The organism is Streptomyces sp. NPDC007896 (genome assembly GCF_042959425.1).
In the GTDB taxonomy this organism is placed as follows: domain Bacteria; phylum Actinomycetota; class Actinomycetes; order Streptomycetales; family Streptomycetaceae; genus Streptomyces.
Window position 1 is genome coordinate 180,263 of sequence record NZ_JBIBKX010000004.1, and the last position, 13,772, is coordinate 194,034.

Annotated in this window: 13 protein-coding genes; 8 read left to right on the forward strand and 5 right to left on the reverse strand. The window is 71.7% G+C overall.

What is annotated here, in order from left to right; translation table 11 throughout:
• Positions 1-265: 265 nt before the first annotated feature.
• The 4 genes from ACFZDJ_RS15455 (at position 266) to ACFZDJ_RS15470 (ending at position 4,926) form a co-directional block, all read left to right on the forward strand.
• Positions 266-448 (forward strand): SPOR domain-containing protein, encoded by a 183-nt coding sequence (locus ACFZDJ_RS15455; protein ID WP_101400465.1) that lies wholly within the window; start codon positions 266-268, stop codon positions 446-448.
• 89 nt (positions 449-537) lie between these two features.
• Positions 538-939, forward strand: coding sequence for a (deoxy)nucleoside triphosphate pyrophosphohydrolase (locus tag ACFZDJ_RS15460; RefSeq protein ID WP_168495201.1), 402 nt, complete (start codon positions 538-540; stop codon positions 937-939).
• Positions 940-1,187: 248 nt separating this feature from the next.
• The gene (locus ACFZDJ_RS15465) at positions 1,188-1,619 is read left to right on the forward strand and encodes an ATP-binding protein (protein ID WP_168495203.1); all 432 of its coding nucleotides are present in this window, start codon (positions 1,188-1,190) and stop codon (positions 1,617-1,619) included.
• A gap of 403 nt (positions 1,620-2,022) precedes the next feature.
• Positions 2,023-4,926 (forward strand): SpoIIE family protein phosphatase, encoded by a 2,904-nt coding sequence (locus ACFZDJ_RS15470; protein WP_391059446.1) that lies wholly within the window; start codon positions 2,023-2,025, stop codon positions 4,924-4,926.
• 91 nt (positions 4,927-5,017) lie between these two features.
• On the opposite strand, the gene ACFZDJ_RS15475 is transcribed toward ACFZDJ_RS15470, so the two are convergent.
• Entirely contained in the window at positions 5,018-6,502 is a 1,485-nt protein-coding gene (locus ACFZDJ_RS15475; protein ID WP_391059449.1) for a hypothetical protein, read from the reverse strand.
• A gap of 166 nt (positions 6,503-6,668) precedes the next feature.
• Here ACFZDJ_RS15475 and ACFZDJ_RS15480 point away from each other — a divergent pair, with 166 nt between their 5' ends.
• Genes ACFZDJ_RS15480 through ACFZDJ_RS15495 form a run of 4 tightly spaced genes read left to right on the forward strand, consistent with a single transcriptional unit; the run spans position 6,669 to position 9,600 of the window.
• The gene (locus tag ACFZDJ_RS15480) at positions 6,669-7,898 is read left to right on the forward strand and encodes a hypothetical protein (protein WP_391059452.1); all 1,230 of its coding nucleotides are present in this window, start codon (positions 6,669-6,671) and stop codon (positions 7,896-7,898) included.
• Positions 7,895-8,902 carry a phosphotransferase gene (locus ACFZDJ_RS15485; protein WP_391059454.1) on the forward strand — a complete coding sequence of 336 codons (1,008 nt, stop codon included), beginning with the start codon at positions 7,895-7,897 and terminating at the stop codon, positions 8,900-8,902. Before ACFZDJ_RS15480 ends, ACFZDJ_RS15485 begins: the two co-directional genes overlap by 4 nt.
• A gap of 45 nt (positions 8,903-8,947) precedes the next feature.
• Entirely contained in the window at positions 8,948-9,259 is a 312-nt protein-coding gene (locus tag ACFZDJ_RS15490) for a hypothetical protein (RefSeq protein ID WP_391059456.1), read from the forward strand.
• The gene (locus tag ACFZDJ_RS15495) at positions 9,256-9,600 is read left to right on the forward strand and encodes a hypothetical protein (protein ID WP_168510898.1); all 345 of its coding nucleotides are present in this window, start codon (positions 9,256-9,258) and stop codon (positions 9,598-9,600) included. Before ACFZDJ_RS15490 ends, ACFZDJ_RS15495 begins: the two co-directional genes overlap by 4 nt.
• On the opposite strand, the gene ACFZDJ_RS15500 is transcribed toward ACFZDJ_RS15495, so the two are convergent.
• From ACFZDJ_RS15500 to ACFZDJ_RS15515, 4 genes are read right to left on the reverse strand one after another with little or no spacing between them, the layout of a single operon-like run.
• Positions 9,575-10,351 carry a succinate dehydrogenase/fumarate reductase iron-sulfur subunit gene (locus ACFZDJ_RS15500; RefSeq protein ID WP_391059458.1) on the reverse strand — a complete coding sequence of 259 codons (777 nt, stop codon included), beginning with the start codon at positions 10,349-10,351 and terminating at the stop codon, positions 9,575-9,577. The genes ACFZDJ_RS15495 and ACFZDJ_RS15500 overlap by 26 nt on opposite strands.
• Entirely contained in the window at positions 10,348-12,291 is a 1,944-nt protein-coding gene (locus ACFZDJ_RS15505) for a fumarate reductase/succinate dehydrogenase flavoprotein subunit (protein ID WP_384912582.1), read from the reverse strand. The genes ACFZDJ_RS15500 and ACFZDJ_RS15505 overlap by 4 nt, the downstream gene beginning before the upstream one ends.
• A gap of 17 nt (positions 12,292-12,308) precedes the next feature.
• Positions 12,309-13,130: a hypothetical protein gene (locus tag ACFZDJ_RS15510; protein WP_390932390.1), complete on the reverse strand. Its 822-nt coding sequence runs from the start codon at positions 13,128-13,130 to the stop codon at positions 12,309-12,311.
• 24 nt (positions 13,131-13,154) lie between these two features.
• Complete coding sequence (locus ACFZDJ_RS15515; protein WP_099920808.1) at positions 13,155-13,445, reverse strand: hypothetical protein; 291 nt, start codon at positions 13,443-13,445, stop codon at positions 13,155-13,157.
• Between the last annotated feature and the right edge of the window lie 327 nt (positions 13,446-13,772).

Here is a 13,772-nt window from a genome sequence, read left to right on the forward strand (position 1 = left end):
CCCCGCGTGCCAGGTCGGTTGCAATCTGGCCTTTCTCGAATGCCCTGCCCCGGGCGGAGTTCGCGCTGTCTGACGGGCGCACGGAGGGCGCTCGACGGCGCGTTCGTACCCATGCGCCCCCTCCGTCTTGGCTGGTTGCGTACCTCTTTGTGTAAAGGCGTATTCGCTGCGTGAAGGTTAGGCGTACGCTCGGGCATATGCGGATTGCGGTTTCCTTAGAGTGTGGGGCACGGCGCGGGCCGGGGGCGGGAAGTGGAGGGGCTCGATGAACGACGGCACGATCACTCTTCCCTGGCTCGTCATACGGCAGGACGACAACGGCAATCGCTACCGCGTCGGCAGGTACGCGACCCGGGCCGAGGCCCAGAAGATCGCGGACAGCCTCGACGACCGCGGCCACAAGCAGCTCTACTGGGTCGAGCGGATCGCGCAGAACGGATCCAGGTGACGGTGTGACGGCCCCGGCCTCAGCCCAGGCCCCGGCCCCGGTCCGACGTCCTGTCCGTGTCCGGTGTGCCCTGCCGTAGGCTCCGGCGCATGGACGAAACGATCGTGGTGGTGGGCGGCGCCCTGCTGCACGACGGACGCCTCCTCGCCGCGCGCCGCAGCGCACCCCCCGAACTGGCCGGACGCTGGGAGCTGCCCGGCGGCAAGGTGGAACCGGGCGAGGCCCCCGAAGTCGCCCTCGTACGCGAACTGCGCGAGGAACTCGGCGTCACGGCGGAGTCCGTCGAGCGCGTCCCGGGGGAGTGGCCCCTGCGGACGCCGTACGTCCTGCGTGTGTGGACCGCGCGGCTGCTTCCCGGCTCGGCCGACCCCATGCCCCTCGAGGATCATGACGAGCTGCGCTGGCTGAGTCCGGACGAGCTCTGGGACGTGGACTGGCTGGACCAGGACGTCCCCGCCGTGAAGGCGGTGCTGCGGCGCTGGGACGGCTGAGGCGCCGACGGGCCGCAGGACCGGGGCTTCGCGCACCGGCTCCTCTCTCTGGGGGGCACCGGTGACATGCGAGGGGCGGGCGCGGGCGCCGGTGCACGGCGCTGTGTGTACGGCTTTCGGGGGCGGGAGAGCGCGAGCCATGTCCGCGGCTCGGAGTCCCGTACGCCGTTCGTGCCACAGTGCGCCCACATGTGCGGTAAAGCGTCCTGGATATCGGGTATGTGCCCATTAACCCCACGAAACCGGACATGGGTGGGTTCCTGGCCTGGGAAGTGATCGGCGTGATCGACACCGAAGGCGACTGTGCCGAGTGGAGCTTTCCCGCGGAGCCCGGTGCCGTCCGTACCGCCCGTGCCGTCGTCCGGGGGCAGCTGCGCACCTGGGGGCTGGATTCCCTCGGTGATGTGACCGCGCTGCTGGTCAGTGAGCTGGTGACCAACTCGCTGCGGCACGCCACCGGCCCCATCGGTGTCCGTCTGGTCAGGCCCGGGGGGCTGCCGGGTGCCCTCCTCGTGGAGGTCTCCGACCCGTTGCCCGACCCGCCCCGCGAGCGGTCCGCCGACGCGGACGACGAGAGCGGTCGAGGGCTGCAACTGGTGGCGGGGTCGTCGCGGCGCTGGGGTACCCGGCCCGGGGACACTGGAAAGACGGTGTGGTTCGAGCTGGGGGTGCCCGGCTGAGGGTGCCGACGGTGCCGGACCGAGGGTGCGGACGGTGCCCGGTGGTTGGCCGGACGGTGCCCGGTCGAGGGTGCGGACGGTGCCCGGTGGTTGGCCGGACGGTGCCCGGTCGAGGGTGCGGACGGTGCCCGGCTGAGGGTGCGTCGGCTGTCGTGCTGAGGGTGCGTCGGGCGGAGGGTGGGGCGACCGATTGGTTCAGGCCACCAGAGTTGTCCGGAGTCTTTGATTCGACGGGGCGCCACCTGGTTAGAAGACTGGGAGTATGTCGCGGCCGGTCCAAAAACCATCGGGACCGTGCTGTGATCGTGAACACCGTGTTGTGCGGCACCGTAGTGCTGGATACTGCGGGCAGCCGCCCCCGGTGACCGGTGCCGGACGCGGTGAGCTGGAGGGGACGGTTCGCGTGAGCGAGATACCAGCGAAGGCCACGGAGTCCGAGGACCCGTCGGACGGCGCGAGGGCGGGGGTCGCGGGGGATTCCGCCGTGGCCGGAGCGACGGGCGGGGCGATGGGCGACGCCATGACCCGACCGCGAGGCGACGCGAGAACCGAGCTGACGAACACACCATGGGGCGGCACACCCGCCGGAGCGAGCGGCGACGCGAGGCCCCGGACGACGGGCGCCTCGACGGGCTCCCCGACGGGCGATCCGACGGGAACGGGCACGGACGCGGGCGCGGACATCGGCACGGACATCGGCGCGGACATGCGCCGAGCCACGGCCAAGTCGCCTGGTGGACCACGGGGCGGAGCGTCCGTCGAGCCGTCCGTCGAGCCGTCCGTCGAGCCGTCCGGGGAGCCCCTGGGCGACGCGATGTGGCAGAGCAGCCCGCCCGGTTCGATCTACGACTACATCAAGGTCGCCTCGTTCTCCATCGGCGCCGACGGCCTCGTCGACCAGTGGAGCCTGCGTGCCGAGCAGCTCTTCGGGATATCCCCCGAGCGCGCCCTCGGCATGGACCCCATCGAGGCGTTCTTCGAACCCGACCAGCGCGAGCGCGGCCAGCGCAAGATGGCGGAGATCCTGGACGGCCGCGAGTGGACCGGTGTGGTCCCCTTCCGTATGCCGGCCGCCGAGGACGGTGGGCCGGGCGACGAGGGCCTCGCCGAGGTCTATGTGATGCCCACCACGACGGAGGACGGCGAGCGGGCCGCCGTGTGCATCGTCGTGGACGTCCGGACCCTCCGCAGCATCGAGACGGACCTCGCCGCCTCGCAGGCGATTTTCGGTCAATCTCCGTTCGGCTTCCTGCTCATCGACACGGATCTGCGGGTCCGGCGCGCCAACAAGCGGTTCGCCTCGGTGTTCGGCGGAAACGTGGAGAGCCACCGTGGCCGTACGGTCCACGACTATCTGCCGCGTTCCGAGGCCGAGCGGGTCGCCGCGACGCTGCGTCGCGTCCTCGAAACCGGCGACTCCATCACGGACATGCACGTCACCGGTTTCATACCCGGCTCCGACGAGCGCCGGCACTGGTCGATCAACCTCTACCGCGTGCACAGCGGCAGCGGCCGCCCCATCGGTATCGCCTGGCTCGGAACCGACATCACCAGCCGCCGCGCCGCGGCCCGGGAAGCGGCCGCCGCACGGCGTAATCTCGCCCTTCTGAACGAGGCGGGCGCCCGCATCGGCAACTCCCTCGACCTGGAGACCACCGCGCGTGAACTCCTCGACGTCGTCGTGCCCGGCTTCTGCGACCTCGCCACCGTCGACCTCTACCAGGGACTGCTGGCGGGCGACGAGACCCCGCGGGCGCTCGCCGACGGCAGCGCGGAGCTGCGCCGGGTCGCCTTCGCCAGCGCCGTGTCCGACGCGCCGTTCATCGGCGGACCGGCCCCCGTGGCCGTGGGCGCCGTCCACCACTACCCGTTCAACTCGCCCTGCGCGGACGCCCTGCGCACCGCCCGCCCCCAGCGCGTCCCCGCCGAGGACGGCGGGCTCATCCAGTCCACGCTGGCGGTCCCGATGGTCGCCCACGACACGGTGGTCGGCCTCGCCCAGTTCTCCCGTACGAAGGGCAGCGAGCCGTTCGGCGACCGCGACCGGGCGCTCGCGGTGGAGCTCGCGGCGCGCGCCGCGGTCTGCATCGACAACGCCCGCCTCTACCGCCGCGAGCACGAACGCGCGCTGATCCTGCAGCGCTCGCTCCTCCCGCCGGGCGACCCGGAGGCCTCCGGCCTGGACATCGCGTGTCGGTACCTGCCGGGCAACGCGGCCACCGAGGTCGGTGGCGACTGGTTCGACGTCATCGAACTCCCCGGCCACCGCACGGCGTTGGTCGTCGGCGATGTCATGGGGCGCGGTCTGCGCGCGGCAGTCGCCATGGGTGAACTGCGCACCGCGGTCCGCACCCTGGCCCTCCTCGATCTCGAACCCGCCGAAGTTCTCTCGGCGTTGGACGAGATCGCCCGCGGTCTCGGCACCCCCGGCGGGGTCCAGCAGGCCACCCGCGCGGCCCGCCAGCCCCGCGACGCCGACCTCTCCGAGGTGTACCTGGCGACCTGCGTGTACGCGGTGTACGACTCCGTGACCCGCCGCTGCACCTTCGCCAACGCGGGCCATCTGCCGCCGGTGCTCGTCGAACCCGGCGAGAGCGCGCTGATGCTCGACGTGCCGCCGGGCATGCCCCTCGGGGTGGGCGGCGAGCCCTTCGAGGAGGTGGAGGTCGAACTACCCGAAGGCGCACTGTTGGCGCTCTACACGGATGGACTGGTCGAATCGCGCGATCACCCCCTCGACGAGGGCCTGCAGGCCTTCGTCGGCGCGCTCACCGACCCCTCCCGCCCCCTGGAGGACGTCTGCGACCACGTCCTCAACACCCTCGACACCCACCACGGCGAGGACGACATCGCGCTGCTGATGGCGCGTGTCCAGGGGCTGCCCGCCGACTCCGTGGGCGACTGGACGCTGCCGCGCGAGCCGCGCAGTGTGGGGCGGGCCCGTGAGTACGCGCGCACCCAGCTCACCGCCTGGGACCTGGAGCCGCTCGTCGACACCACCGAGCTCCTGGTCAGCGAACTCGTCACCAACGCGCTGCGCTACGGCGAGGGTGAGATCAGGCTGCGTCTGCTGCTCGACCGGACCCTGGTGTGCGAGGTCTGGGACGCGGGCCTCGTCCAGCCGCGTCGGCGCCGCGCCCGCGACACGGACGAGGGGGGCCGGGGGCTGCAACTCGTCGGTCTGCTCTCCGCCGCGTGGGGCTCGCGGCGGACACCGGCCGGCAAGACGGTCTGGTTCGAACTTCCGCTCCCGGACGGCGGCACGCCCCTCACGGACCCGGCGGAGGCGTTGCTGAGCCTGTTCTGACCGCACAGTTCCCCGCACCCCTGAGGGCCCCGGTGCCCCTAAAGTTCCTGTACCCCCTAAAGCCCCTGCACCCCTGAAAGCCCCCGCGCCCTCAGAAGTCCCTGCGCCCGCGTGTCCTCGGTCCGCCGAAGCTCGCCGCGGGGGCTTCGGGGGTGTCGTCCAGCAGGATCCCGCCGAGCACCGCACCGCCGACGCCCGCACCCTCGGGCCCGGCATACGGATTCCCGTACGCCCGCACGTCCCGCTCCGCGAGCTGCTGGGCCTCCAGGGCGAGCCCATCGGCGCGCCGGACGTCGACGAGGGTGCGGGGCGCGAGCGCGAGGTGCCGCTCCGCCTCCGACAGCCGGGTCCGGGCCTCGACCCCGACCGCTCCCCGGTGCGTCGTGACGAAGTCGGAGGCGAGGGCGACGGCACTGCGGGCCGGAAGGAGCGCGTGGTCGAGGAAGGCCCGGCCCAGGAAGGCCCGGTCGACGGGAACACGGTCCTCGGCGAGGAGCGGTGCCGCGGCGTCGGTGACGCGACGGAGGGCGCCGAGGGGGTCGTACGGACGGACGCCGCCCGCGCTCTCCCGCCGCACGTCGGCGACGGCCGACGCGGCGTGCGTGATCCGACCGGGCAGCGCACCGACGGCCGGGAGGCCGCGCGCCGCCGCCAGCTCGGCCCGCGCGGCACGCAGTGCGCCGGGCAACAGGGTCGCCGCGGAGGCGAGTTCGGAGGCCAGCCGGTCGATACCGTCCATGAAGAGGCCCGCCTGGTCGACGGCGGCCTCGGCGGCCCGCAGATACGCCGTCGCCCGCGCGCCCTCCCCCCGGTCCAGGGACCGCCGGGCCTGGTTCAGGCGGGTGGTGGCGAACACGAGCCGGTCCTTGGCCTGTTCGACGTGGCCCGCGACGGACAGGGACGCGGAGGGCGCGTACCGCTCGCGCAGCTCGGTGAGTGCCGCCTCCGCGGCCGGGGTGCGCGCGGCGAGCTCCCGGAAACGGGCCTGCGCCGACTCCAGCGCGGCAGGCAGCGTCCGTTCCAGGGCGCGCAGCAGGTCGAACCCGGGCGCCTCCGCGTCCAGCCGCCGCCCCGCCTCCGAACAGCGGGCGACGATCTCCTCCAGCAACTGCCGCCGCACGAGGCTGTCGTCCGTCAGGGAGTCGTCCAGCCGCTGCCACAGCCGGAAGGACGCCGTCAGCTCGGAGCGCGCGAACGCCAGTGCCTCCGTGTACGTCTCGACGGCCTCCTCACCGAACCGGTCCGCCGCCCGCCCGAGTTCCTCCGTGCCCGTGCGCACGCAGTCGTCGATCTCGACGAGCAACCGCCCCGCCCGCCGGTCGAGTTCGGTGAACGGCACGGGGTGCGGGGTGCCGCCGCCGGGTGTCGTGCGGGTCCGGGCCCGCCGGGTCCGCCGCGCGTACGAGTACGCCGCCAACGCCCCCGCGGCGACCACCGCGACGAGGGGCAGCACGAGATCGCCGGTGCTCGTCCCGCCCCGCCCGGGCGCGGCCCGCACCTCGTCGGCACCCGCCCGTGCGACGGGCAGCAGCAGCCACCCCACCGCCAGCAGCCCCCCGAGCACGGCATGCGCCACCCGTGCGGCTATGTGGGACGTGGCTCGGCGTGACCGGCTTCGGCTCAGGGGCGACGTCACATTTGGGAGCGTATGACCGCTTGCGCCGGGGCGCGACCGGGGGTGCGCCGAGGCGGTGCCGCTTAAGGTACGGGGGATACGGGGGCGTACGGAGGGGGCACGGGGGATGGACAAGCAGCACACGGGGACCGGGGCGGAGCCGGTGGAGGAGACCACGGCGACACCGGCCGGGGCGGGGACGGACACCGGGGCGGACAGCGGGACCGACAGCGGGACGGACACCGGGGCGGGGACGGACAGGGGAGCGGGCGGGCCGGAGGACGAAGGGGTCCGTACCTCCCCGAGCCGTGTCCCCGCCTGGCTTCGAACGGTGGGCCGGGGCTGGCGGCACCCCCGCCTCCGCTGGCCCAAACGGGTCGCGCTCGCGCTCGTTCTGGTGTCGGTGCTCTCCCTGCTCGCCGTGGGCACCGCCCTGCGGGTCAACTACGCCGGAGACCCGGCCTCCGGTACCCGGACCAGGAACCGTGACGCCCTCTGGATGGGCCACGCCTGGGTGGACGGCCGGAAGAAGGACGCGGACGTCAAGGCGCTCGCGGAGCGGCTGCGGACGACCGGGATCCGGGATCTGTACGTGCACGCGGGACCGCTGGAGCACGACGGGACCCTGCCCGAGTCGGCGTACCCGAAGGCGCGTTGGCTGGTCGAGGCCGTGCACCGCGAACTGCCCGGTGTCCGCGTCCAGGCCTGGCTCGGCGACGTGCTCGCCGCCGAGGGGGAGGTCGGGATGCGTCTGGAACGGGCGGCCACCCGGGCCGCCGTCGTCCGCTCCGCCGGGCAGATCCTCGACGCCGGTTTCGAGGGCGCCCACTTCGACCTGGAGCCCCTGCACTCCGACGACTCGGACTACCTTTCCCTGCTCGGCGATCTGCGCCGCGTCACCCGGGCCCACGACGCCCAGCTCTCCGTCGCCGCCCACCAGATCGACCCGCTCCCGAACCTCCACTCCGTCGCGGGCGCCTTCACGGCACACCCCAAGTGGTGGTCCCAGTCGTTCTTCGGGCAGGTCGCCCGCCGGGTCGACCAGATCGCCGTGATGTCGTACGACACCGCGCTTCCGCTGGAGAGCCTGTACGGGGGTTACGTCGCCGAGCAGACCTCCCTCGCTCTCGAAGTCACCCCGAAATCGACCGACCTGCTGATGGGGCTGCCCTTCTACTACGAGGACAACATGGACCACCACGGCTCCGCCGAGACGGTCGCGGCGGCCGTCCGCGGCGCCCGCCTCGGCCTCTCCCGCACCGACCGCACCCGGGAACACTTCGGCGTCGCCCTGTACGTGGACTTCGCCGCCCGGGAGAAGGACTGGACGGCGTACGAGGAAGGCTGGGTCCGGTGACCGTCACCCGCAGACCGCTCACGAGGGACGAGCTGGCGCCCCTCGCCCGTGCCGCCCTCGGCCCGGCCCGGACGCTCACCGCTGTCGCCCGTCTGCGCGGCGGCAGCAAGAAGGGTGTCTACCGGCTCTTCCTCGACGACGGCTCCACCGCGGTCGCCTACGTCTGGGACCCGGCCGAGGACTACTGGGACGCGGCGCCGGCCGACCCCCGGGATTCCTTCTCGCACGCCTCCGGGCTCGACCTCTTCACCGCCGCGTACGACAGACTCACCGCCCTCGGCGTCCGCACCCCCCGCCTGCTGTTCGCCGACCGCACGCACACGCGCGTGCCTTCGGACGTGGCCGTGGTGGAGGACATACGCGGCGGCAGTCTGGAGGACCTGCTGCACCGCGACCCCGAGGCCGCCGCAGGGCCCCTGCGGGAACTGGCCGAGGCCCTGCGCACCCTGCACGCCCACCCCGCACCCCGCCACGGCAAGGTCGCCGTCGTCGACAACGGCGGCAGCGCGCACGGCGGTTCGTGCGAGCAGGTCGTCCTCGAACGGGCCCTGGCCGACCTGGCGGAGGCCGCCGCACGCGACGCCCGGATCGCCGCCGTACGCGAGGCCCTGCACGACCGTCTGCACACCCTCGCCGAGAGGGTCCGCCCGCGCAGCCGCATCGGCCTGGTCCACGGCGAACTCGGCCCGGACCATGTCCTCGTGGACGAGCACGGCCACCCCGCCCTCATCGACATCGAGGGCCTGCTCTACTTCGACGCCGAGTGGGAGCACGTCTTCCTGCGCCAGCGCTTCCACCACGACTACGACGCCTACGCAGCTCTGCGTGCCGACGGCCTCGACGAGGACCGGCTGCGCCTCTACCGCCTGGCCATGCACCTCTCGCTGGTCGCGGGCCCGCTCCGGCTCCTCGACGGCGACTTCCCGGATCCGGAGTTCATGCGGGCGATCGCGGAACACAGCGTCGGGCAGACCCTCACGCTGCTGGAGAACCCCGTGCCATGATCTGAGGGCGCGCCTGGTCGGCGCGCTGTGGGGGAGGGAGAGACGGTGTACCCGTATCTGGTGGGCTTCGCCACGCTGGCGATGACCGGCACGGCGCTGATGGGGATCGGCGGGATCGTCACGGGCTGGGTGCCGCCCTGGCTGCGCCCCCGTGTCGTCCGGCCGAAGCTGTGGGGGTACGGCTCGGTGGTGGGGGCCGCCGGGATGTCCCTGTACATGTTCATCGGCCCGTTCCGAGGGCCCGACCTCAGCATGGCGCCCTTCGCGATGACCGGTATGGCCCTGTTCATCGTGGGGCTCGTGATGCAGATGGCCTCGAAGCGTCCCGGTCGCCCCGGCATCCCCGAACGCCGATGACAGCGCACTGGCTCTTCGCGGCGGGCCTCGGCGAGGGCGTGGTCCTCGGACTCGCGGCGGCCGTCGGGATCGTCGCCGTGCGCGGCGGCCGGGTGCCGGGGTGGGAGCGCCGCCCCGTGCTGCGGCGCCGCCTGTGGGGCCGGGGCGCGCTGCTGATGACGGCGGCCGTCGCGCTCCAGTCGCTGAACCTGGCGCTGACCGGTCCCGGTCTCCTCCAGTTCGCCGGAGCCCTCGTGAGCGCCGCCGGAATGATCACCGGGGGTGTCCTGGTCCACCGCTCGACCCGCGACCGCCGCCGCGGCGGCCCCACCGCTCCTACGACGACGAATCCCGCCTCCTGATCTTCGACCCCAGCCACACCAGTGGGTCGTACTTGCGGTCGACCGCCCGTTCCTTCAGGGGGATCAGGGCGTTGTCCGTGATCTTGATGCCCTCGGGGCAGACCTCCGTGCAGCACTTGGTGATGTTGCAGTAGCCGAGGCCGTGCTCGTCCTGGGCGGTGCGCTTGCGGTCCAGGCCGGTGTCGGCGGCCGCGTCCAGCGGGTGCATGTCCAGTTCGGCGACGCGCATCAAGAAGCGCGGGCCCGCGAACGCCGGTTTGTTCTCCTCGTGGTCGCGCACGACATGGCAGGTGTCCTGGCACAGAAAGCACTCGATGCACTTGCGGAACTCCTGCGAGCGGTCCACGTCCTCCTGTTGCATGCGGTACTCGCCGGGGCCGAGACCGGCCGGGGGGACGAAGGCGGGGACCTGCCGCGCCTTCGCGTAGTTGAAGCCGACGTCCGTGACGAGATCCCGTACGACCGGGAAGGCGCGCAGCGGTGTGACGGTGATCGTCTCCTCCCGCGTGAACACCGACATGCGCGTCATGCACATCAGCCGGGGTCGTCCGTTGATCTCCGCCGAGCACGAACCGCACTTGCCCGCCTTGCAGTTCCAGCGGACGGCCAGGTCCGGGGCCTGGGTCGCCTGGAGCCGGTGGATGATGTCCAGTACCACCTCACCGTCGTTGACCTCGACCGCGAAGTCCTTCAGGCCGCCGCCCTTCACATCCCCGCGCCACACCTTGAAGCGGGCTTCGTATCTGCTCACTCGTAGAGCTCCTCTTCGGCGAGGTACTTGACCAGCTCCTCCTTCTCGAAGAGGGCGAGCAGGTCGGGACGAATGGGTTCGGTGGTCTCGCGGCTGAGGTCGATCTGGCCGTGCACCGGGTCGGTGGCCGCCAACCCGCCTGTGGGATCGGTGAGTTGGCACAGGAGATTGACGCGACGCCAGGTCCGCTCCATCGTCGGATGGTCCTCGCGGGTGTGGCCGCCGCGCGACTCCGTGCGCTCCAGGGCGGCGCGGGCCACGCACTCGCTGACCAGGAGCATGTTGCGCAGGTCGAGAGCGAGGTGCCAGCCGGGATTGAACTGCCGGTGGCCCTCGACTCCGGCCCGCCGTGCCCGCACCCGCAGCTCCGCGAGCTTCTCCAGGGCCTGTTCCATCTCGGCCTCGCGGCGGATGATGCCGACCATGTCGTTCATGGCCTGCTGGAGTTCCTGGTGGAGGGTGTACGGGTTCTCGGGTGGCCGCCCGCTCTGAGCACCGGGCTCCGGACCCTCGGCCGAGAAGGGCCGCAGGGCCTCGGCCGCCGCCGTGTCGATCTGGATGTCGTCCACGGGCGGGCGGTCCCCGGCCAGGTCGGCGGCGTACTCGGCGGCGTGCAGTCCCGCCCGCCGCCCGAAGACCAGCAGGTCGGAGAGGGAGTTGCCGCCGAGCCGGTTGGAACCGTGCATGCCGCCCGCGACCTCACCGGCGGCGAACAGCCCCGGTACGCCGCGCGCGGCGGCCGAGTCCGACTCGACCGCGATGCCGCCCATCACGTAGTGACAGGTGGGCCCGACCTCCATCGCCTCCGCCGTGATGTCGACGTCCGCGAGCTCCTTGAACTGGTGGTACATGGAGGGCAGCCGGCGCCTGATCACCTCGGCGGGCATCCGGGTCGACACATCGAGGAAGACCCCGCCGTGCGGCGACCCGCGACCCGCCTTCACCTCGGAGTTGATGGCGCGGGCGACCTCGTCACGCGGCAGCAGCTCCGGGGGACGCCGGTTGTGGTCCGGGTCCTCGTACCAGCGGTCGCCCTCCTCCTCGGACTGCGCGTACTTCTCCTTGAAGACGTCCGGGATGTACTCGAACATGAACCGCTTGCCCTCGGAGTTCCTGAGCACCCCGCCGTCCCCGCGTACCGACTCGGTGACCAGGATCCCCTTCACCGACGGTGGCCAGACCATGCCCGTCGGATGGAACTGCACGAACTCCATGTTGAGCAGCGGCGCTCCGGCGAGCAGCGCGAGGGCGTGCCCGTCGCCCGTGTACTCCCACGAGTTCGACGTCACCTTGAACGACTTGCCGATACCGCCGGTGGCGATGACGACGGAGGGAGCTTCGAGCACGAAGAAGCGCCCGGACTCGCGCTCGTAGCAGAACGCCCCGGAGACGCGGCTGCCGTCCTTCAGCACCCGTGTGACGGTGCACTCCTGGTACACCTTCAGCCGGCTCTCGTACTCGCCCGTCTCCTTCATGTCCTCCTGCTGGAGCGACACGATCTTCTGCTGGAGGGTCCGGATGAGTTCGAGCCCGGTCCGGTCGCCGACGTGTGCGAGCCGCGGATACTCGTGGCCGCCGAAGTTGCGCTGCGAGATCCGCCCGTCCTTCGTACGGTCGAAGAGCGCACCCCAGGTCTCCAGCTCCCACACCCGGTCCGGGGCTTCCTTGGCATGCAGCTCGGCCATCCGCCACTGGTTCAGGAACTTCCCGCCCCGCATGGTGTCGCGGAAGTGGACCTGCCAGTTGTCGTGGGAGTTGACGTTGCCCATCGCGGCCGCGATGCCGCCCTCGGCCATCACCGTGTGCGCCTTGCCGAACAGCGACTTGCAGATCACGGCCGTGCGGGCGCCGCGTTCGCGCGCCTCGATGGCGGCGCGCAGTCCGGCGCCCCCGGCGCCGACCACGACAACGTCCCACTCCTGCCTGTCAACCACGGACATCAGAGGGCCCCACTCAGCTAGAAGAAGCGCGGATCGTCGAAGGCACCGGACGCGAGGAGATACACGTAGAAGTCGGCGAGCGCCACGCTGATCAGCGACGCCCAGGCGAGCAGCATGTGACGGGCGTTGAGCTTCCCGACCCACTGCCACATCCGGTAGCGCACGGGATGTTTGGAGAAGTGCTTGAGCTTGCCGCCGACGATGTGCCGGCAGGAGTGGCAGGACAGGGTGTACGCCCAGATCAGCGTGATGTTGAGCAGGAAGACCAGGGTGCCCAGGCCCATGTGGCCCCAGCGGTAGTGCTCGTCGCGGAAGGAGAGCACGGTGTCGTAGGTCAGGACCCCGGCGACGACGATCGCGGCGTAGAAGAAGTACCGGTGGATGTTCTGCAGGATCAGCGGGAAGCGGGTCTCGCCGGTGTACTTCTTGTGCGGTTCCGCCACCGCGCAGGCCGGGGGCGACAGCCAGAAGCCGCGGTAGTACGCCTTGCGGTAGTAGTAGCAGGTCAGCCGGAAGCCGAGCGGGAAGATCAGGATGATGATGGCGGGGGAGATGCCCCACCAGCTCCCGAAGAGGTCCGCGTTCGGGCCCGCGTGCATCGTCTGGCACCGCTCGGCCAGACAGGGCGAGTAGAACGGCGAGACGTACGGCGCCGAGTAGTAGTTCGTGTCCGCGAACGCGCGCCAGGTCGAGTACACGATGAAGGCCAGCAGCCCGGCCGCGGTGACGGCGGGCGCCAGCCACCAGCGGTCGGTGCGCAGATGCGGGGCGGTGATCGCGGCGCGCGTGCTGGTCCGTACGCCGCCGCTGTTCGGATGGGGTTCCGTACCAGTGGTCAAGGGAGAGCTCCGGTCGGGGTCGGGTCAGGGGGCGTGCCGGTCGCGGGCGCCGAGACCCTCGTCGTCCGAGTCGGTCCACAGGGCGTTGTCGTACGGGGTGTCGGGGATGGCCACGAGATCGGGGCGCCGCGGCGAGGCGACGCCGGGGGCCGTCTCGCGCAGCAGCGCGACGCTCTCGCGCAGATGGTCGGCGTCGGCACGGACGCGGCGCATTTCGAGCCCGCCGCTGCCGATTTGCTGCTCCAGGCGGCCTACTGACCGGTTCAGGTCGTCGAGGCAGCGCTGGACTGACATCAGGTCGTCTTGCACGGACATGACGTGACCTCACTTCCGTGGGCCTTCGGGGCCCTGGGTGGCAACGTTCATGCGCCTGCGAGTGTTGCGCGTCACACCTGCCGGTGTGAAGGGACGTGCACCAATTGGCGGGCGTGCGCTGGGGGCGCCGTCCCCTGGGGGTTGCGCCCCCAGACCCCCGCTTCGGCCTGAACGGTCTCGTCCTCAAACGCCGGACGGGCTGAATCGAGTCGGCCGGTGTTACGCCGCACGGGTGTGCTTGCTCTCGCTCCTCGCGTGTCGCCACCGGCAGGCGAAACCTTTCCTCTTCAGTGGGTCCGTAGATCTGATCAACTCCTTATATCGGTA